This window comes from Pseudomonas sp. B28(2017), assembly GCF_002113025.1.
In the GTDB taxonomy this organism is placed as follows: domain Bacteria; phylum Pseudomonadota; class Gammaproteobacteria; order Pseudomonadales; family Pseudomonadaceae; genus Aquipseudomonas.
This window is the reverse complement of the sequence record NZ_NEJH01000018.1, coordinates 1-17488: the sequence shown is the minus strand read 5'-3', so window position 1 is coordinate 17488 and position 17488 is coordinate 1. Positions and strand designations below refer to the sequence as shown.

At 60.2% G+C, this 17488-nt stretch carries 20 protein-coding genes; 9 read left to right on the top strand and 11 right to left on the bottom strand.

Translation table 11 applies throughout. From position 1 onward, the window contains the following. Window positions 1-17 precede the first annotated feature (17 nt). Window positions 18-839 carry an aldo/keto reductase gene (locus tag CAF65_RS26390; protein ID WP_085718926.1) on the bottom strand — a complete coding sequence of 274 codons (822 nt, stop codon included), beginning with the start codon at window positions 837-839 and terminating at the stop codon, window positions 18-20. A gap of 252 nt (window positions 840-1091) precedes the next feature. Here CAF65_RS26390 and CAF65_RS26385 point away from each other — a divergent pair, with 252 nt between their 5' ends. Beyond that, on the top strand, window positions 1092-1877 hold the full coding sequence (locus tag CAF65_RS26385; protein WP_085718925.1) for a sulfite exporter TauE/SafE family protein: 786 nt from the start codon (window positions 1092-1094) through the stop codon (window positions 1875-1877). Window positions 1878-1897: 20 nt separating this feature from the next. Here the strand turns inward: CAF65_RS26385 and CAF65_RS26380 are convergent, their stop codons facing one another. Continuing rightward, window positions 1898-2266 (bottom strand): VOC family protein, encoded by a 369-nt coding sequence (locus tag CAF65_RS26380; RefSeq protein WP_085718968.1) that lies wholly within the window; start codon window positions 2264-2266, stop codon window positions 1898-1900. Between the two features lie 171 nt (window positions 2267-2437). Between CAF65_RS26380 and CAF65_RS26375 the strand changes: the two genes are divergently transcribed. Then, the gene (locus CAF65_RS26375; RefSeq protein WP_085718924.1) at window positions 2438-2998 is read left to right on the top strand and encodes a DUF4174 domain-containing protein; all 561 of its coding nucleotides are present in this window, start codon (window positions 2438-2440) and stop codon (window positions 2996-2998) included. 40 nt (window positions 2999-3038) lie between these two features. Here CAF65_RS26375 and ampC read toward each other — a convergent pair whose 3' ends face one another. Beyond that, window positions 3039-4196, bottom strand: a complete 1158-nt coding sequence (ampC, locus tag CAF65_RS26370; protein ID WP_085718923.1) for a class C beta-lactamase — start codon at window positions 4194-4196, stop codon at window positions 3039-3041. A gap of 155 nt (window positions 4197-4351) precedes the next feature. On the opposite strand from ampC, the gene CAF65_RS26365 reads away from it, so the two are divergent. Further along, window positions 4352-5245 carry a LysR family transcriptional regulator gene (locus tag CAF65_RS26365; protein ID WP_085718922.1) on the top strand — a complete coding sequence of 298 codons (894 nt, stop codon included), beginning with the start codon at window positions 4352-4354 and terminating at the stop codon, window positions 5243-5245. A 2-nt stretch (window positions 5246-5247) separates the two neighbouring features. Here CAF65_RS26365 and gudD read toward each other — a convergent pair whose 3' ends face one another. Both gudD and CAF65_RS26355 read right to left on the bottom strand, forming a co-directional pair. Then, entirely contained in the window at window positions 5248-6591 is a 1344-nt protein-coding gene (gudD, locus tag CAF65_RS26360; RefSeq protein ID WP_085718921.1) for a glucarate dehydratase, read from the bottom strand. 24 nt (window positions 6592-6615) lie between these two features. Next, complete coding sequence (locus CAF65_RS26355; RefSeq protein ID WP_085718920.1) at window positions 6616-7962, bottom strand: MFS transporter; 1347 nt, start codon at window positions 7960-7962, stop codon at window positions 6616-6618. A 281-nt stretch (window positions 7963-8243) separates the two neighbouring features. Here CAF65_RS26355 and CAF65_RS26350 point away from each other — a divergent pair, with 281 nt between their 5' ends. Continuing rightward, window positions 8244-8954, top strand: coding sequence for a FadR/GntR family transcriptional regulator (locus CAF65_RS26350; RefSeq protein WP_085718919.1), 711 nt, complete (start codon window positions 8244-8246; stop codon window positions 8952-8954). Window positions 8955-9096: 142 nt separating this feature from the next. Here the strand turns inward: CAF65_RS26350 and CAF65_RS26345 are convergent, their stop codons facing one another. Continuing rightward, on the bottom strand, window positions 9097-10008 hold the full coding sequence (locus CAF65_RS26345) for a DMT family transporter (RefSeq protein ID WP_085718918.1): 912 nt from the start codon (window positions 10006-10008) through the stop codon (window positions 9097-9099). Window positions 10009-10104: 96 nt separating this feature from the next. On the opposite strand from CAF65_RS26345, the gene CAF65_RS26340 reads away from it, so the two are divergent. Next, window positions 10105-10968 carry a LysR family transcriptional regulator gene (locus CAF65_RS26340; RefSeq protein WP_085718917.1) on the top strand — a complete coding sequence of 288 codons (864 nt, stop codon included), beginning with the start codon at window positions 10105-10107 and terminating at the stop codon, window positions 10966-10968. Window positions 10969-10976: 8 nt separating this feature from the next. Here CAF65_RS26340 and yegQ read toward each other — a convergent pair whose 3' ends face one another. Next, a complete protein-coding gene (yegQ, locus tag CAF65_RS26335) occupies window positions 10977-12302 on the bottom strand; it encodes a tRNA 5-hydroxyuridine modification protein YegQ (RefSeq protein WP_085718916.1) in 1326 nt (441 codons plus the stop codon). A gap of 160 nt (window positions 12303-12462) precedes the next feature. On the opposite strand from yegQ, the gene CAF65_RS26330 reads away from it, so the two are divergent. Continuing rightward, window positions 12463-13524, top strand: a complete 1062-nt coding sequence (locus tag CAF65_RS26330) for an AI-2E family transporter (RefSeq protein WP_085718915.1) — start codon at window positions 12463-12465, stop codon at window positions 13522-13524. Here CAF65_RS26330 and CAF65_RS26325 read toward each other — a convergent pair. The 3 genes from CAF65_RS26325 to CAF65_RS26315 all read right to left on the bottom strand — a co-directional run bounded on the left by CAF65_RS26325 (window position 13521) and on the right by CAF65_RS26315 (window position 14621). Then, entirely contained in the window at window positions 13521-13712 is a 192-nt protein-coding gene (locus tag CAF65_RS26325; RefSeq protein WP_085718914.1) for a hypothetical protein, read from the bottom strand. The genes CAF65_RS26330 and CAF65_RS26325 overlap by 4 nt on opposite strands. Before the next feature lie 115 nt (window positions 13713-13827). Next, a complete protein-coding gene (locus tag CAF65_RS26320; protein ID WP_085718913.1) occupies window positions 13828-14022 on the bottom strand; it encodes a hypothetical protein in 195 nt (64 codons plus the stop codon). A 233-nt stretch (window positions 14023-14255) separates the two neighbouring features. Beyond that, complete coding sequence (locus tag CAF65_RS26315) at window positions 14256-14621, bottom strand: hypothetical protein (protein ID WP_085718912.1); 366 nt, start codon at window positions 14619-14621, stop codon at window positions 14256-14258. A gap of 246 nt (window positions 14622-14867) precedes the next feature. Here CAF65_RS26315 and CAF65_RS26310 point away from each other — a divergent pair, with 246 nt between their 5' ends. Both CAF65_RS26310 and CAF65_RS26305 read left to right on the top strand, forming a co-directional pair. Then, a complete protein-coding gene (locus tag CAF65_RS26310) occupies window positions 14868-15686 on the top strand; it encodes a shikimate 5-dehydrogenase (RefSeq protein WP_085718911.1) in 819 nt (272 codons plus the stop codon). Between the two features lie 8 nt (window positions 15687-15694). Then, complete coding sequence (locus tag CAF65_RS26305; protein ID WP_085718910.1) at window positions 15695-16213, top strand: cupin domain-containing protein; 519 nt, start codon at window positions 15695-15697, stop codon at window positions 16211-16213. Window positions 16214-16387: 174 nt separating this feature from the next. Here the strand turns inward: CAF65_RS26305 and CAF65_RS26300 are convergent, their stop codons facing one another. Continuing rightward, the gene (locus tag CAF65_RS26300) at window positions 16388-17032 is read right to left on the bottom strand and encodes a YceH family protein (protein WP_085718909.1); all 645 of its coding nucleotides are present in this window, start codon (window positions 17030-17032) and stop codon (window positions 16388-16390) included. Between the two features lie 303 nt (window positions 17033-17335). On the opposite strand from CAF65_RS26300, the gene CAF65_RS26295 reads away from it, so the two are divergent. Then, window positions 17336-17488 (top strand): glycosyltransferase (locus CAF65_RS26295; RefSeq protein WP_143492140.1); only part of this gene is annotated, 153 nt, incomplete at its 3' end.

Below are 17488 nucleotides of genomic sequence, written 5' to 3'. Positions count from 1 at the left end.
TGACTGACTGCGGTGGTTCAGACCATGGCCAGCCGCTGTTTGCGTTGTGGCGCGTGAAACGCTTGGTCCAGCGCCTCCATATCCCCGGCTTCAAGCTGCAATCGGGCGGCTTGGGCGTTGAGCTGCACATGCTCGGGGCGGACCGCTTTGGGGATGGCGATCACGTCGTCCTGACGCAGAATCCATGCCAGCGCGACTTGTGCTGGCGTCACGTCGTGTCGGGCTGCCACCTGTTTGAGGGTGGCGTTGGCGAGCATTTTTCCACCCTGACCGATCGGGCAATAAGCCATGACCGGCAGCCGCTGCTGTTGGCTCCAGGGTAACAAGTCAAATTCTATGCCACGCTGTTCCAGATTGTAGAGCACCTGATTGGTGGCACAGGCCGGGGCGTTCAGCTCCCGCATGTCATCGAGGTCGAAATTGGATACGCCCCAACGACCGATCTTGCCGGCTTCGCGCAGGCGCTCGAAGGCTTCGACCGTTTCTTCCAGGGGATACTGGCCGCGCCAATGCAGCAGATACAGGTCGATATACTCGGTACCAAGCCTGCGCAGGCTTCGCTCGCACGCCTGGGGAATGCCCTGGCGGCTGGCGTTGTGCGGGTACACCTTGCTGACCAGAAAGACGCTGTCGCGCCGGCCGGCGATGGCATCGCGGACCACTTCCTCGGCGCCACCTTCGGCGTACATTTCAGCGGTGTCGATCAGGGTCATGCCCAGTTCGATGCCCAGGCGCAGTGCCGCGACTTCTTCCTTGTGCCGTGAGCGGTCTTCGCCCAACTGCCAGGTCCCCTGGCCGATAACCGGGACCCTGGCGCCAGCCAACTCAAGCGTGCGCATGCAAACCTCCTTATGAATGCCGATGGTCAATTCGATGGGCAGCAGAATAGTCCATCGGTTCCCCGCCGTGCTCGCGAAGACGGACTTTCAGTCGATATTGATGCCAACTGATACACCGCCATCGCGAGCAAGCTCGCTCCTGCAAGGGGGGGTGTTCAAGGTATAAAGATAGATCGTATCGATATAACTGGTTATAAGAAATATCGCTATGCTGCGAGCCGGATTTCCCCTGCGATCTTTGTGGAAGTATTCATGGATTTAGTGAACATCGGGTTGGTCGTCGCCGGGCTGGTCGTCGGCTTCATCGTCGGCATGACGGGCGTGGGTGGCGGGTCGCTCATGACTCCGATCCTGCTATGGTTTGGCATCAACCCGGCGACCGCGGTCGGTACCGATCTGCTGTACGCCGCCATCACCAAATCCAGCGGTGTACTGGTTCACCGAAAGAACAACAACATCGACTGGGCGATTACCGGCTGGCTGACCCTGGGCAGCGTGCCTGCGGTGGCGTTGACACTGTGGTTTCTCAGCACCCTGCACAGCTCCCCCGAGGCGATGAACGCGATCATCAAACAGGCCCTCGGTTTTGTGTTGTTCGCCACGGCACTGGCGATCCTGTTCAAGAAGCGCCTGCTCGACTTCGCCCACAAACGTGCGGGCGGCAACTACAACCCCAGCGGATTGCGCCTCAATGCGATGACGGTCGTCACCGGGCTGGTCCTTGGCACCATGGTCGCGCTGACGTCCATCGGCGCCGGTGCACTGGGCACCGTGGCGCTGTTCATTCTCTATCCGATGCTACCGACCCGCCGCCTGGTGGGGACTGAAATCGCTCACGCCGTGCCGCTGACCCTGGTCGCTGGCCTTGGCCACGCAAGCATGGGCAACATGGATTGGCACGTGCTGGGTTACTTGCTGGTGGGCTCGTTGCCGGGGATTTACCTGGGCAGCCACCTGACCGGGCGCATCTCCGACGAACTGCTGCGCCCTTGCCTGGCAACCATGCTGGTGTTGATCGGTTACAAACTGGCGTTCTGATTCAAGTCGCCACGCCAGCTTCATTCGCGGGTGAATATTTCCAGCAGATGCCCGTCCGGGTCATCGAAATACACCCGCCGCCCTCCCGCGTAATCGTTGATCTCCCTCAGTCGCTGCTTGCACGGGTCGGCCCACCACGGCTGACCGTTGGCTTGCAGGCGTGCGAAGGCCGTATCGAAATCCTCGTCGCCCATCAGGAATGCGTAGTGCTGAGACGCTATCGGCGGGTCGTTGTCGTAGAAATCCAGTGACACGCCGTTATCGAATTTGACGATCAGCATTGGCCCGAAGGGCTGCGGGGCGGGCAGGCCAAGGAGGCCGGTCAGGTAATTCGCCGAAACCTGCTTGTCCCGGCACCAGACGATGGTGTGGTTCAACTGGGCGCTCATGCGCAGGTCCTCACGACGGATCAGGCGGGTTGTCATGGTCTTCAGATTAGCTCAGCCTGTTGCGCTATGACCGCCCTGACCTAAGCTTGGGACAAGGCGAAAAACATTTGCGGTACGTCGACCGCCGCGATGCGCAATCATTAGAGCGTGGATATCAAAAAGGAGATGCGCATGCTCATCAGGTCATTGACCCTGGCTACTTTGCTGGCGATTGCCGGCCCCTTGTTCGCCGCTGATGACGGCTCACCGCTGGACATGGACAAGGGCAGGGCCCGGCCACTGATTGTCATCGCTCCGAGCACTGTCGATCCGACCTGGGTCAGCCTGAAAAAGTCGCTGGACGAGCCGGCCAATCGCAAGGGATTCACCGACCGCAACCTGGTGCTCTACACCGTGCTCAATCAGATGGGCCAGCGCGACGGCAAGGACCTCGGGCCGCAAGATACGATGGCGCTGATCCGCTCGCTCAAGCTGGGTGCCGGCGCCAGGACCAGGGTCATACTGGTCGGCAAGGACGGCGAAAAGAAACTGGAACGATCGGACGCCATCAAGCTGGACGAGATTTTCAATACTGTCGATCAACTGCCGGTGGCCGAGAAAGAATTTACGGCGACCGTGGCCGCACCCGTCGCTGAAGAAGAGCCGGCGGCCAAAGGCACCAAGGCCGGGAAAAACAGCAAACCGGCGAAATCCGCCAAACCCGCCAAACCGCCTGAAATGCCGGATGATTGATCCGGCACTGAATGCCGGTGGTGAGCAGGCGGATCAGGAACTATTGGGGAAGGGCACTCAAAATCCGATGAGCGATCCTGACCCGCTCTGCATTGGGATAATTCTTGTTGGCCAGAATCACAATGCCGATGCCCTTCGATGGCACGAACGCCACGTAAGCCCCGAAGCCGCCGGTTGAACCTGTCTTGTTGATCAGCACGTTCTCCGGCTGCGTTTGTGGCGGATTCAGCCACTGGACTGTATGCGCCTCCATGGCCATTGGTGTGGAGTTGCCTTCCAGTAAACCTTCCAGTGTGATCGGATAGCGATACATCTCCCAACCCAGGCCCTGGGTCATATTGCCTACGGTGTAGTAACCGCTGTGAGTCAGGGCGATGGCTTGCTGCAATGGCTTTTCCAGAGACGCCGGTCTCATGTTTGCGCCAACATAGGCCAGCAAGTCTGTGGCGCTGGTTCTCACCCCATAAGCCTCGGAATCCAGTGCGCCCGGACTGACCCGCACAGGCTTGCCGTCCTTGTTGTAACCCTGGGCGTACAGTGCCATCTGATCCTGCGGCACATGCACATAGGTGTGCTGCAAGCCGAGTTTCGGCAGCAGGGTTTTCTCCATCAGTTCATCGAACGGCTGGCCCATGCTTTGCGCAGTGAGGTAGCCGAACAGGCCCAGGCTGGGGTTCGAATACAGTCGGTGGCTGCCGGGGGCGTAGAGCGGTTTCCATTGTTTGTAGTAGCCGAGCATTTTTTCGGCCGAATCGGATTCAGCAGGAAATTGCAGCGGCAAGCCACCAGCGCTGTAGGTGCCCAGTTGCAGCACGCTGATATGGTCGAACGCACTGCCGCGCAGGGCCGGCAGGACCTGGCTGGCCTTGTCCGACAGCGACAGCTTACCCGTGGACTGGGCGTAAGCGGCGAGGGTGGCAGTGAAGGTTTTGCTGACGGAGCCGATCTCGAACAGGGTGTCTTGCGTGACAGGGTTGCCGGATTCTTTTGAGGCCACGCCATAGTTGAAGTATTGCTGCTTACCGTTGACGCTGATCGCCACGGCCATGCCGGGAATGCCTTGAGCTTGCATGACGGGGCGGACGGCGTCGTTGATCATCGCCTCGATGTGATCCTGCGCAACTGCCTGGCCGGCCGCGAGCATTGCCACACAGGCCGCCAAAGACTTGATTTTATTGAGTTTGGTTGTATCCGTCATGGGGGTCGCTCCATCCGATTGTGGGGTGTCCAGCGTTACACTCGCGGCAGTTCACCGATGCGCCTGCTGTTGGGCGAGCCAAATCTAGGCAGTTTGTTGATAATCGACAAACGAGCATATCTCGGACGAGCCATTAGAAAAATTATGGAGTCAGCATGATTCGACCGCATCTGCCGCTGAACGCATTGCGCGCATTCGAAGCATCGGCACGGCACCTGAGTTTCACCCGGGCGGCGGTGGAGCTGTGCGTGACCCAGGCGGCGGTCAGTCATCAGGTCAAAAGTCTTGAGGCTCAGGTCGGCGTCACGTTGTTCAAGCGATTGCCACGCGGGCTGATGCTGACCGGCGAGGGCGAAAACCTGTTGCCGGTGTTACGCGAATGTTTCGACCGTATCGCCGACACCCTTGAGCGCCTGCAGAGTGGGCATCAGCGTGAAGTGTTGACGGTGGGGGCCGTGGGTACCTTTGCGGTAGGTTGGCTGCTGCCGCGACTGGCGGATTTCCAGGCGCGCTATCCCTTTATCGATCTGCGTTTGTCGACCAACAACAACCGGGTGGACGTGGCCGCCGAAGGGTTGGATTACGCCGTCCGTTTCGGCGCGGGGGCTTGGCACGGGATTGAGGCGCTGCGCTTGATCGACGCGCCTCTGTCGGTGCTCTGTGCACCGCAAATCGCCCGACAACTCCATGTGCCGGCCGATCTGCTGCAGCAAACATTGTTGCGCTCGTACCGCGCGGATGAGTGGTCACAATGGTTCCAGGCGGCTGGGCTTGCGGCCCCGGTGACACCGCCGCACAGCATCGTTTTCGATTCGTCGCTGGCGATGATGGAGGCGGCCCTTCAAGGTGTCGGCGTGGCGCTGGCGCCGCCATTGATGTTTGCCCGGCAACTGGCAGAACAAAAGATCCGTCAGCCGTTTACCCTTGGCATCATCACCGGCAGCTATTGGTTGACCCGCTTGCAATCACGCCCGGAAACCGCGGCGATGAGCGCATTTCGCAGTTGGCTGGTCGACGCCGCGCAAAGCCAGACTTTGCGCGACATCTGATTTCAACGCACCAGGCACGGCCGCTTGTTGTCGAACTTCCAGCCCGGAATCAGGAACTGCATTGCCACGCTGTCATCCCGGGCACCCAGGCCCATGCCTTTGTACAGTTCATGAGCCTTGGCGACCTGATCCATGTCCAGTTCGACTCCCAGCCCCGGTTTCTGTGGCACCTGCACGCAGCCGTCGACGATTTGCAGCGGGGTCTTGGTCAGGCGCTGACCGTCCTGCCAGATCCAGTGGGTGTCGATGGCGGTGATCTCGCCCGGCGCGGCCGCCGCGACATGGGTGAACATCGCCAGGGATATGTCGAAGTGGTTGTTGGAGTGCGAGCCCCAGGTCAGCCCCCATTCGTGGCACATCTGCGCCACGCGCACCGAGCCTTGCATGGTCCAGAAGTGCGGGTCGGCCAGGGGAATGTCGACTGATTGCAGCTGGATCGCGTGGCCCATCTCCCGCCAGTCGGTGGCGATCATGTTGGTTGCGGTTTTCAGGCCGGTGGCCCGGCGGAATTCGGCCATGACTTCGCGTCCCGAGTAACCGTTTTCCGCCCCGCACGGGTCTTCGGCATAGGCCAGGACGCGATGCTGATCGCGGCACAGGCGGATGGCCTCTTTCAGTGACCAGGCACCATTTGGATCAAGGGTGATGCGCGCCTGGGGGAAGCGTTCGGCGAGGGCCGTGACCGCTTCGATTTCGGCATCGCCGCTGAGCACGCCGCCCTTGAGTTTGAAATCCTTGAAACCGTAACGGGCGTGGGCTGCCTCGGCCAGTCGGACCACGGCATCGGCGGTCATGGCTTTTTCGTGACGCACGCGGAACCAGTCATTGTCGGCGTCCGGCTCGTTGCGGTAGGCGAGGTCCGTTTCGTTGCGATCACCGACATAAAACAGGTAGCCAAGCATCTTCACTTCATCGCGCTGTTGACCTTCGCCGAGCAGGGCGGCCACCGGCACGTCCAGGTGTTGGCCGAGCAGATCGAGGAGTGCGGCTTCCAGGCCGGTGACTGCATGGATGGTGATGCGCAGGTCGAAGGTCTGTAAACCACGGCCACCGGCATCGCGGTCGGAGAAGGTCTGGCGTACCTGATTGAGAATCTTCTGCCAGGTGCCGATCGGGCTGCCGACCACCAGGCTGCGCGCGTCCTCGAGGGTCTGGCGAATACGCTCGCCCCCCGGCACTTCGCCGACGCCTGTGTGCCCGGCGTTGTCCTTGAGGATCACGATATTGCGGGTAAAAAACGGGCCGTGGGCGCCGCTCAGGTTGAGCAGCATGCCATCATGGCCGGCCACCGGAACCACTTGCATGCTGGTGATGACCGGGGCTTTTGCGGTGTCTTGTGCGTTCATTTTCCAATCCTTAAAAAGCAGAATTCAGGCGTGGTTGGGCGTGGGTTTGCCCAGTGCCACGGCAGGTGCAGGTTTCGGTGTGTTACGGGCGGCAAACACGATGATGGCGGCGATGATCGAGGTCGCGGCCAGACCGTACAGCCCACCCTGGATGGAGCCGGTGTGCTCTTCGAGCAGGCCGAAGGTGGTTGGCGCCACGAAGCCGCCGAGGTTGCCCACCGAGTTGATCAGTGCGATGACGCCAGCGGCGATGCGTGCATCCAGATAGGCCTGGGGAATCGGCCAGAAACACGATGACGCCGATTTGAAACCCAGGGCGGCAAAGCAGATCGCCACGAAAGCGAAGACCGGCCCGCCGGTGGTGGACATGAACATCCCGGCAGCGGCGATCAGCAGGGCCACGGCGACCCAGGCTTGCTGGTGTTTCCATTTGGCTGACAGCGAAGCGAAGGCGTACATGCCGACAATCGACAGCAACCACGGAATCGAGTTGAACAGCCCGACCTGGATGTCACTCAGGTCGCCCATCTTCTTGATGATGCTTGGCAGCCAGAAGGTCGCGGCGTAGATGGTCAGTTGGATAAAGAAGTAGATCAGGCAGAACAGGATGATCTGGCGATCCTTGAGCAATTTGCCCAGCGACGGCTTGATCGGCGTAGCGGCTTCGCGGGCCAGTTGTTCGTCGTCGATGGCCTTGACCAGCGCGTCCTGCTCCTCACGGCTCAGCCATTTGGCATCATGGGGCCTGGAGTCCAGCCAGAACCAGACGAACACGCACAACCCCACCGAGAACATGCCCTCGATGAAGTACATCCATTGCCAGCCGTGCAGGCCCAGCCCTTCGATTTGCAGGAGCAACCCGGATAGCGGGCCGGAGATCAGCGAGGCGACCGCCGAGCCACTGAGGAAAATGGCAATCGCCTTGCCACGCTCCGCGCCGGGCAACCAGCGGGTGAAGTAGTAGATCACCCCGGGGAAGAACCCGGCTTCGGCCACGCCCAGCAGAAAACGCAGGATGTAGAAGTGGGTTTCGTTCTGGATGAACGCCATGCCCGCGGCGACCAGGCCCCAGGTCAGCATGATGCGGGTCAGCCAGATACGCGCGCCGACTTTTTGCAGAAGGATGTTGGAGGGCACTTCGAACAGGGCATAACCGATGAAGAACAGACCGGCACCCAGGCCATAGGCGGCAGCGCCAATGCCCAGGTCGTGTTCCATGTGGGCGCGGACGAAGCCGATGTTCACGCGGTCAATGTAATTGACGATGAACATGATGACGAACAGCGGCAAGACGTGACGTTTGACTTTGGCGATGGCGGACTTCAGCGCTGAATTGGCGTCGTCGTGCATCCCGGAGATGGATGTATTCACTGCGTTTTCTCCCACTCGTTATTTTTATGCGGGGGTAAGACTAGGTGTTGCGTTGTTGATAGACATCATACAACTAGATTTTTTCATCGTGCAACCACGTTTACCCAACAAAATAACGTGTATTCAGAGAGTTTTTATTCCGGTGATGATGTCTTGTGGCCTTTTTGGCAGCTGGATATGGGATTAATGTTGAGTGTTGTCATACAAGATGAGTGAGATTTTTCAGGATTCCCGTCAGGCGCGGTGCTACGATTCGATAGCCCTGATTCCCGGACGCCCTCATGCAAGAAGACTTCGAAGCACCCACCCGCAAGCGCAGCCACAACCTGGCCCATGACCTGGTGGAGAAACTGACCCAGCGCATCCTGCTCGGCCAGATGTTGCCCGGTGACAAGTTGCCGTCGGAAAACACCATCGTCCAGGAGCATGGGGTCAGTCGTACGGTGGTGCGTGAGGCGATCTCCAAGTTGCAGGCCTCGGGGCTGGTGGAAACCCGGCACGGCATTGGCACCTTTGTGATCGAGCGCGCACCGGAGCAGGGGCTGCGGCTGAATGTCGATACGGCGTTGGGAGTGCGCAGTATTCTGGAGTTGCGCATGGGCCTGGAGACCCAGGCGGCCGCGCTGGCGGCAACTCGCCGTACCGATCTGCAACTGGTGCAGATGCGTGAAGCGCTGGATGACTATCAAAGCCTGCTGGCCAACAACGACAGTTGTGTCGAAGCGGACCGGCGTTTTCATCTGCTGATTGCCGAAGCCACCGGCAACCTGTGCTTCACCGAAATCATGCAGCACCTGGGCAGTGCCATGATCCCGCGCACCCGGGTCAATGCCGCTGAGCGTGGTGCAGTGGACTTGAGCAAGCTCGGCGAGTTGGCCAACCTCGAACACGAGGCGATCCTCAATGCCATCAAGCGCCAGGACCCGGACGCGGCGCGGGCGGCCATGTGGCTGCACCTGACCAATAGTCGCGACCGGTTTTCGGCAAGCTGAGGTTGTCTGTTTTTCAGAAGCACCGAGTCTTCGTTTTTCGCGAGCAGGCTCGCTCCCACAGGAGATGTGTATTGTTCACACAATCAATGTGGGAGCGAGCCTGCTCGCGAAGACGTCAGTCCAGGCAGCAAAAAAACATGGATCAGGCCCGAGCAACCTGAACAACCACAGCCCGCCGCTCCAGATTCAACGCCAGCACACTCGCCAACACCACCAGCCCGCCGACCACGATCATCAACGTCGGCCGTTCGCCGAGCGCATAAGACGCAATCACCATCGCCGTCGGCGGTGTCAGATACAGCGTCATCGTTGCCCGACTCAAATCGACATGCGCCAGTACATAGGCCCAGGCCAGGTACGCCAGGGCACTGGGGAAAATCCCCAGGGCAATCACCGCAAACTGCACGTGCAGCGGCGCCAGGGTGATCTGATCCACAAGACCGGGCAGATAGATCAGCAACAGCACCGTCCCCGACCACACCGTGTAACACACCAGTGTCAGCCCGTCGTAACGCCCGGTGTGATGTTTTTGCAGGGCAAAGTAGAGACTCCAGGACACCGCCGCGAGCAGGATCAGCAAGCCGTGGGCATCGAGGCTGCCCAGGCCATGATCGCCCGTCACCACAATCACCACGCCAGACAACCCGAGCAGCACACAACCCCAGCGCCACAGGCTTACCTGATCCTTGAGCACGAAGCGCGCGATCAGCGTGCTGAACAGCGGCGTGGTCTGGGCCAGGACGCTCGAAGCGCCGGCGCTGACACCCTGTTGCCCGAAGTTGATCGCCACGTGGTGCAGGCTCACGGCAAAGAACCCCAGGCCGAACATCAGCGGCAGGTCTCGCAGGCTGGGCAGGCGGATGCCCTTGAAAATCGCGATCACGGCCATGAACGCGGAGGCCAGCAGGAAGCGCAGGAGTGCCAGGTGCACGGGGTCGTAGGCCTGCAAGCCGATATGAATGCCGGTCGGGGAGTATCCCCAGCAGGCCACGACAAACGCCATGGCCAGGATGATTTTCCAGGGTGAAACGGGGGAGGGTTTGAGCGGCGTCATGGTCGTGCACCTGTGGGTGGATGCGTCGAGTATCAGAAAGCGCATCGTTCGCCACAACTGACTTATACTGCGTAAACCGTTCATTTTTGGTGATGTATGGAGCTGGCACAGATTCGCATGTTCAAGACCGTGGCCGAGGTCGGCAGCATCGCCCGTGCAGCCGAGCTGTTGCATTGCGTGCCGTCGAACATCACGGCACGGATCAAGGCCCTTGAGGCCGAACTGGGTGTGGCACTGTTTCTACGCGAGGGGCGAGGGCTGCGCATCAGCCCATCGGGGCAGACCTTCCTGGCCTACGCCTTGAAAATTCTCGCCCTCACCGCCGAGGCCAAACGCGCGGTTGATCCTTCGGCCGAACCCTCCGGGCCGTTGCGCATCGGGGCTATCGAGTCGTCGGCTACCGGGCGTTTGCCGCGTCTGCTGGCGAAATTCCACAAGCGTTTTCCGCAGGTAGCACTGGAGCTGACCACCGGTTCCTGGGGGCAGTTGCTCGACGACACGCTCAATCACAAGCTCGACGGCGCAATAGTGGCGGTGGATGTGGAGCGGTCGCACCTCAAGCGCACGCCGATGTACCGCGAAGATTTGCTGCTGATTGCCTCGACATCCCTGGGGCCGCTGCGGGACATCAGCGATTTGCAGGATCAGACCGTGTTCATGTGGCCCCAGGGTTGTCCATACCGGGCGGCGCTGGAGCATTGGTTGTTGCGACAGGGACAGGCACTGCCGATTGTCAGCCTGGCCAGTTATGGCGCGATTGTCGGTTGCGTCAGCGCCGGGGCCGGCGTGGCGCTGGTGCCCAAGGGGATCTTTGACCAATACGCCAAAGGCGCGGGGTGTGCGGGGTTTGAATTTCCTGAGCTGACCGCCGTCGACAACCTGTTTTACTGGCACGAAAACGCCGGGGTTCACCCGGCGCGAGAGGCGTTTGTGGCGATGCTGCGCGAGGAGTTCGCCTGACACAGGGGTTATGGCATGTTGATATCTCGCATTAGCAGGCCAAAACTCAGATCCACCGCATCCGGTATCGGCAAATACACGGTGTGCCCGTCGCCCGGTGCAACGTCGATCGCTTCACCCTTGGCGTTTTGCAACTGATGCAGATCGAAGTGGAAGTTGCCCTTTGGTGTCATCAGTTCCATGTGGTCGCCCAGGCCGAAGCGGTTCTTCACCTTGACTTCGGCCAGGCGATCCTGCCGTCGCCCGGTCAATTCACCGACAAACTGCTGTCGCTCCGACACTGAACTGCCGTTCTGGTAGTTCTGGTACTCGTCATGCACATGTCGACGCAGAAAACCTTCGGTGTAGCCGCGCTGGGCGAGGGATTCCAGGTCGGTCATCAGGCCGCGGTCGAAGGCCCGGCCCGCTACCGCGTCGTCGATAGCCCGGCGATAAACCTGGGTGGTGCGCGCGCAATAGAAGTGGGATTTGGTCCGGCCTTCGATTTTCAGGGAATGCACGCCCATGTGTGTCAGGCGTTCGACGTGCTGCACGGCGCGCAGGTCCTTGGCGTTCATGATGTAAGTACCGTGCTCGTCCTCAAAGGCGGGCATCTGTTCGCCGGGACGGTTGGCTTCCTGCAACAGGAACACCTGATCGGTGGGTGCGCCGATGCCCAGGGTCGGCTCGGGTTCGAATGTCCGGACGATCTCACCGAGCTGGTTTTCCGTAGCCGGCTGTGCCGAGTATTTCCAGCGACAGGCATTGGTGCATGTCCCCTGATTGGCATCGCGCCGGTTCATGTAGCCCGACAACAGGCAACGCCCGGAATAGGCCATGCACAATGCGCCGTGCACGAACACTTCCAGTTCCATGGCAGGCACTTGCTGGCGAATCTCGGCGATTTCCTCCAGCGACAGCTCCCGCGACAGGATGATCCGGCTCAGGCCTTGCTGCTGCCAGAACTCGACACTCGCCCAATTCACCGTGTTGGCCTGCACCGAAAGGTGGATCGGCATCTGCGGATAGTGCCGGCGCACCAGCATGATCAGGCCGGGGTCGGACATGATCAGCGCATCCGGGGTCATGGCGATCACCGGTTCAAGGTCCTTGAGGAAGGTCTTGAGCTTGGCGTTGTGCGGCGCGATGTTCACCACCACGTAGAAGCGCTTGCCCTGAGCCTGCGCTTCGCGAATGCCAAGGGCCAGGTTGGCGTGGTCGAATTCGTTGTTGCGCACCCGCAGGCTGTAGCGCGGCTGGCCGGCGTACACGGCATCGGCGCCGTAAGCGAAGGCGTAACGCATGTTTTTCAGGGTGCCGGCGGGGGCGAGCAGTTCTGGCGCGGTGAGGTTCATGGCGGTGTCGGTCGCAAAAGCCGCCTAGGGTAAATGCCCTGTGCCAGGGATTTATTGACCTGGATCTATGCCTGATCAACAAACCGATGGCACTCGCGCGAGACGCAGCGGACTAAACATCAGGGCGGAAGTTTTTCGTCCAGGCTGGCACGGAACGGACATGAACGAGACGATCCTGCAGGACAAATCGCTGACGGTTTTGCTGGTGCTGGTCAGCGCGGCCTTCATCTGGATCCTGCTGCCGTTCTACGGCGCGGTGTTCTGGGCGGTGATCCTCGGCATCGTCTTTGCGCCACTGCAGCGTCGGCTGCAACTGAAGTTCGGCTGGCAACGCAACCTCACATCGCTGTGTACATTGAGCATTTGCCTGGTGATTGCGATTCTGCCGGTGATCATCACCAGTGCCTTGCTGGTTCAGGAGGGCGTGGCGCTCTACAAAAGCATTGAGAGCGGCGAGCTCGACATTGCCGGGTACGTGGCGCAGTTCAAGCACAGCCTGCCGCCGTATTTCCAGCACCTGCTGGATCGCTTCGGCATGGGCGAGTTGAATGGGGTGCGAGAGAAAATCGTTAAAAGCGCGATGACCGGCGGGCAGGTGCTGGCCTCTCAGGCGTTCAGTTTCGGCCAGGGCACGTTCGAGTTCATCGTCAGTTTCTTCATCATGCTGTACTTGCTGTTCTTCTTCCTGCGCGACGGTGCGGAACTGGCGCGCAAGGTGCGCATGGCGGTGCCGTTGCAGGAACAGCAAAAACGCCGTTTGCAGCTCAAGTTCAATCGTGTGGTGCGGGCTACGGTGAAGGGCAATTTGCTGGTGGCCATCACGCAAGGCGTGCTGGGCGGCCTGGTCTTCTGGTTTCTGGACATTCCCAGCGTGTTGCTCTGGGCAGTGTTGATGGCGTTTCTGTCGCTGCTGCCGGCGGTGGGGGCGGGAATAGTCTGGGCGCCGGTGGCGGTGTTTTTCCTGCTCACCGGGGCGATCTGGCAGGGCGTGGTGCTGGGGCTGTTCGGGGGCTTCGTGATCGGGCTGGTGGATAACCTGCTCAGGCCGTTGCTGGTGGGCAAGGACACCAGGATGCCGGACTACATGATCCTGATCTCGACCCTTGGTGGCCTGGCGATTTTCGGCTTGAACGGCTTTGTCATCGGGCCGTTGATCGCGGCCCTGTTCATGTCGAGCTGGGCCATTTTCGTCGAAACCAAACCGCGGGTGCAGTTGCCTTAAGCGCTGAGCCTGCCGGACTGGCCGATGCCGATGCGTTGCGACAGCTCTTGGGCAGCGGGCAGCGAAGTGAGCGGGCCGCTGATCTGCACGCCGTCCTGTACCAGATACCAGCAGGCGAGCATGCCCAGCTCTCTGAGCTGTGCGGGGACTGCGCTGCCGATAACGGACATGATCTGAACCTGGGACATGATAAGTACCTCCATCAATCTGTGGAGTTACTTTAAGGTCCGGGTGCCTCGAGGGGTAATCAACGCTTTCGATAGTGGTCATTGATGCCAGCAGGGGCAAACGACCGTTGGTCGGTCAGTTGACCACCTGGTCGAGCATATGAACCACTTCCTGCTCGTTGAGCAGGCCCTTGCGCACCAGGTTTTGCGTCAGCAGCGAGAGAAACTTGGCGCTGCGATGACCTTCCAGGTGCTTGAGTTCGGTCAGTGCGTTGTAGACCTTGCTGGAGGTGCACAGACCGACGATGCGGTGCGGATTTTGCGTTGGCATGTGGTCGTCCTTGTTGTTATCAACCTGTTATCGACGGACAGTCCCGAGCTTGCGGAACTGTCATGACAAAAATATGACCGTTTTTCGCCGCGCGGCAGAAAACGGGTCAGTCCATCTTGCCAATTTCCACCGCGCGTACTGTCCCGATAGCGACCTTGGCGAGATTTTTCCAGACCAGCACCGACAAACGGGCAAAAAAAGCCCCGCTGTTTCAGCGGGGCCTGACGAGTCCGTTACCAGCGGCCGTAGTGATGACCGTAGTAGCCACGAGGAGGGCCGTAGTAGCCACGGGGTGGACCGTAATAAACCGGAGCCGGGCCGTAGTAGACCGGTTGTTGGACATAAACCGGAGCCGGCTGGTAGTAAACCGGAGGCGGTGGCGCGTAATAAGCCGGCGCGGGCTGGTAGTAGACCGGTTGCGGTGCGACATAGACCGGTCGGTTCGCGTTGATCAGGGCCGAGCCGACAATGGCAGTACCGACAATCGCGCCAAACACCGCCGGGCCTTGCCAGTAATTACCACCACCATGGGCTTGCGCCTGTCCTGCGATAGCAAGGGCGCCGATCAGCAAGGCTACTGTGGGGACTTTACGGATCATGATAGCTCCTCGGTTCTTCAGCCCGGCGCTTGTGTCTGCAATAGACCCAAGGATTGTCGCGGGGATACTTCTAAGACAGCGTTTTTCTGAAAAACAGCACGGCCGTTGGGTAAATTTTGTGTAAGGTCTGTACCGACTTTCTTACCGACCTGTTCAAGCCCTTGCGCACAGGCTTATATGATCGATCAGAACCCGATGGGGGGCTAATCCCGTCCATCCGAAAAGTGCATTTGAAGGAGCTTCCCCATGCAGATGAACCCCAACAAAGACACCCAACTGTGCATGTCCCTTTCAGGGCGTCCCGGGAACTTTGGTCTGCGTTTTCATAATCATCTGTATGAACAGCTGGACCTGAATTTTTACTACAAGGCCTTTGCCAGCCAGGACCTGCCGGGTGCCGTTGCCGGCATTCGCGCCCTGCGGATTCGTGGCTGTGGCGTGTCGATGCCGTTCAAGGAAGCCTGCATCGCCCTGGTGGATGAGCTCGACGCCTCTGCCGCCGCCATTCAATCGATCAACACCATCGTCAACACCGACGGCCATCTCAAGGCCTACAACACCGATTACATCGCCGTTGCCCGGTTGCTGGAAAAACACCAGGTGCCCAAGGACTCGACGTTTGCCTTGCGCGGCAGCGGCGGCATGGCCAAGGCCGTGGCGAGCGCCCTGCGCGATGGCGGGTATGAGCACGGCCTGATCGTGGCCCGCAACGAGCGCGCCGGGCGGGCGCTGGCGCAGTCGTTGGGGTATGAGTGGCAAGCCGAGCTGGGCAATCGTCGCCCGCAGATGCTGGTCAACGTCACCCCGATCGGCATGGCGGGAGGACCGGAGGCCGATCAACTGGCCTTTGAGCCTGACGTGATCGAAAAAGCGGAAACTGTGTTCGATGTGGTGGCGATTCCCTCGGAAACACCGTTGATCGTGCGTGCTCGTGCCGAAGGCAAGCGGGTCATCACCGGCCTGGAAGTGATCGCGATCCAGGCACTGGAGCAATTTGTGCTCTATACCGGCGTACGGCCGACAGACGAGCAATTCCACAAGGCAGTAGCGTTTGCCCGCAGCTAGGAGGTTCCATGCATCCGCCCATTCTCAATCTGGATTCGGTCGAGCTTGAACCGCTGCCCGAAGCGTTTGCGCCGACGGGTGAAACCGCCGGTCGCTATCAACAACGCCTGGCCCGTGTCGGTCAGCAACTGGGGGCGCAAAAGCTTGGTTATCGCTTGTATGTGCTGGAACCAGGCATGCGCGGCAGCCCGTTTCACAGTCATCGGGTCAATGAGGAAATGTTCTACGTCGTCGCCGGGCAAGGGGAAGTCCGCCTGGGGTCCGAACGTTTTCCAATCCGCGCCGGGGATGTGATCGCCTGCCCACCGGGCGGGCCTGAAAAGGCGCACCAGATCATCAATACCAGCAACGGCGAGTTACGCTACCTGGCCATCAGCACCCAGCAATCACCGGAGATCTGTGAATACCCCGATTCCGGCAAATACGCCGTGATGGACGACTTCAAGGTGGATGCCGAGGGTAATGCCTCGGGTTTTGTGGCGGTGGCCCGGCAGGCCGATGGGGTGGATTACTGGGACGGCGAGTAACCACAGGCACCGTCAAACCCCTGTAGGAGCGAGCTTGCTCCGGGCGGCGTTCCGACGATGGACGTCAATGACGGCGCATGCTGTCTGGATGAACGCGCCGCCCTCAGGTTCTTCGCGAGCAATCGAGCGTCGACCGACTGCTCCTACAGGTTTTGTGCCGGGCAATCATCCCGGCTATTCGAGCCGCGCCAAACGCTCTTCCAGCGCCGCGATCCGCGCTTCCAGTTCTTCGATCCGTTCAACCGAAACCCCGCCGCCGCCACGCTCGGCCGGGTTGTGCCGTGCCGCCATGATCGCCTCGATATCCGCCGGGTCGCCCAAGGCATGGGTATAGCGGTCTTCGCGCTGGCCGGCCTGACGCGGAATCAGCACGGCCAGGCCCCGGGCAATCAGGCGTTCGAGTTGATGCACAACCTGTTCGGCATCTTCGAACTCATGCATGCGGCCGCTGCGGGTCAGCAGTTCATTGACGGTCTGCGGGCCGCGCAGGAACATCAGCCCGGTCAGGATGACCTGCGCGGGCACCAGTTCCAGGGCCTTGTCGACCTTGTGCTCCCAGCGGTCGGCGCGGCTGCCCATCACCAGTTTGGCGAAGCCGCGTCCTTCAAGGGCGCGCAGGCTCTGGCCAACCTGGCCTTGTGTGAGGTTCATCACCGGCTCGCGGCTGGTTTTCTGGTTGCAGGCAATCACCAGGGCATTGAGGGTCAGGGGATAGGTTTCCGGGCTGGTGGCCTGTTTCTCGATCAACGAGCCCAGGATGCGGATTTCCGTGGTATTGAGCCGGGGCTCATCGAAAGTCGTTTCTTGCTCAGCGCTCATGGTTCTGCGTCCTTACCCGATTCATGTTTTTCACTTGCGTGGGTGCACTTTAGATGGGCAGGCGCCAATGGCAACCGAATTCGTTGCCGCCCTGCGCGAAAGGACAAAAACTGCATGAAATATTAACGCCATTTTTACAATTGGCCGGGCACCGTATGCGGGGTCGCGCGCGAGTGCGTCCATAGGGCCGGGCATTGTTGGCGTCATTGCCCTGAACAGCTGAATCCTGCATCGAGTCGGCCGGTGTACTACACCTTCATTCGCCTCTGATAAAAGAAATTCAATAAAGGCGAGAGTGACTCCATGAGCCAAGACATTTTTGTATCCGTACTGATTCCCGCCAAAAACGAAGCGAATAACCTCAAGCCGTTGCTTGAGGAAATCCGCGTGGCGCTGGCCGATGAATCCTACGAAATCATCGTCGTCGACGATGGCAGCACCGATGCGACGCTGCAG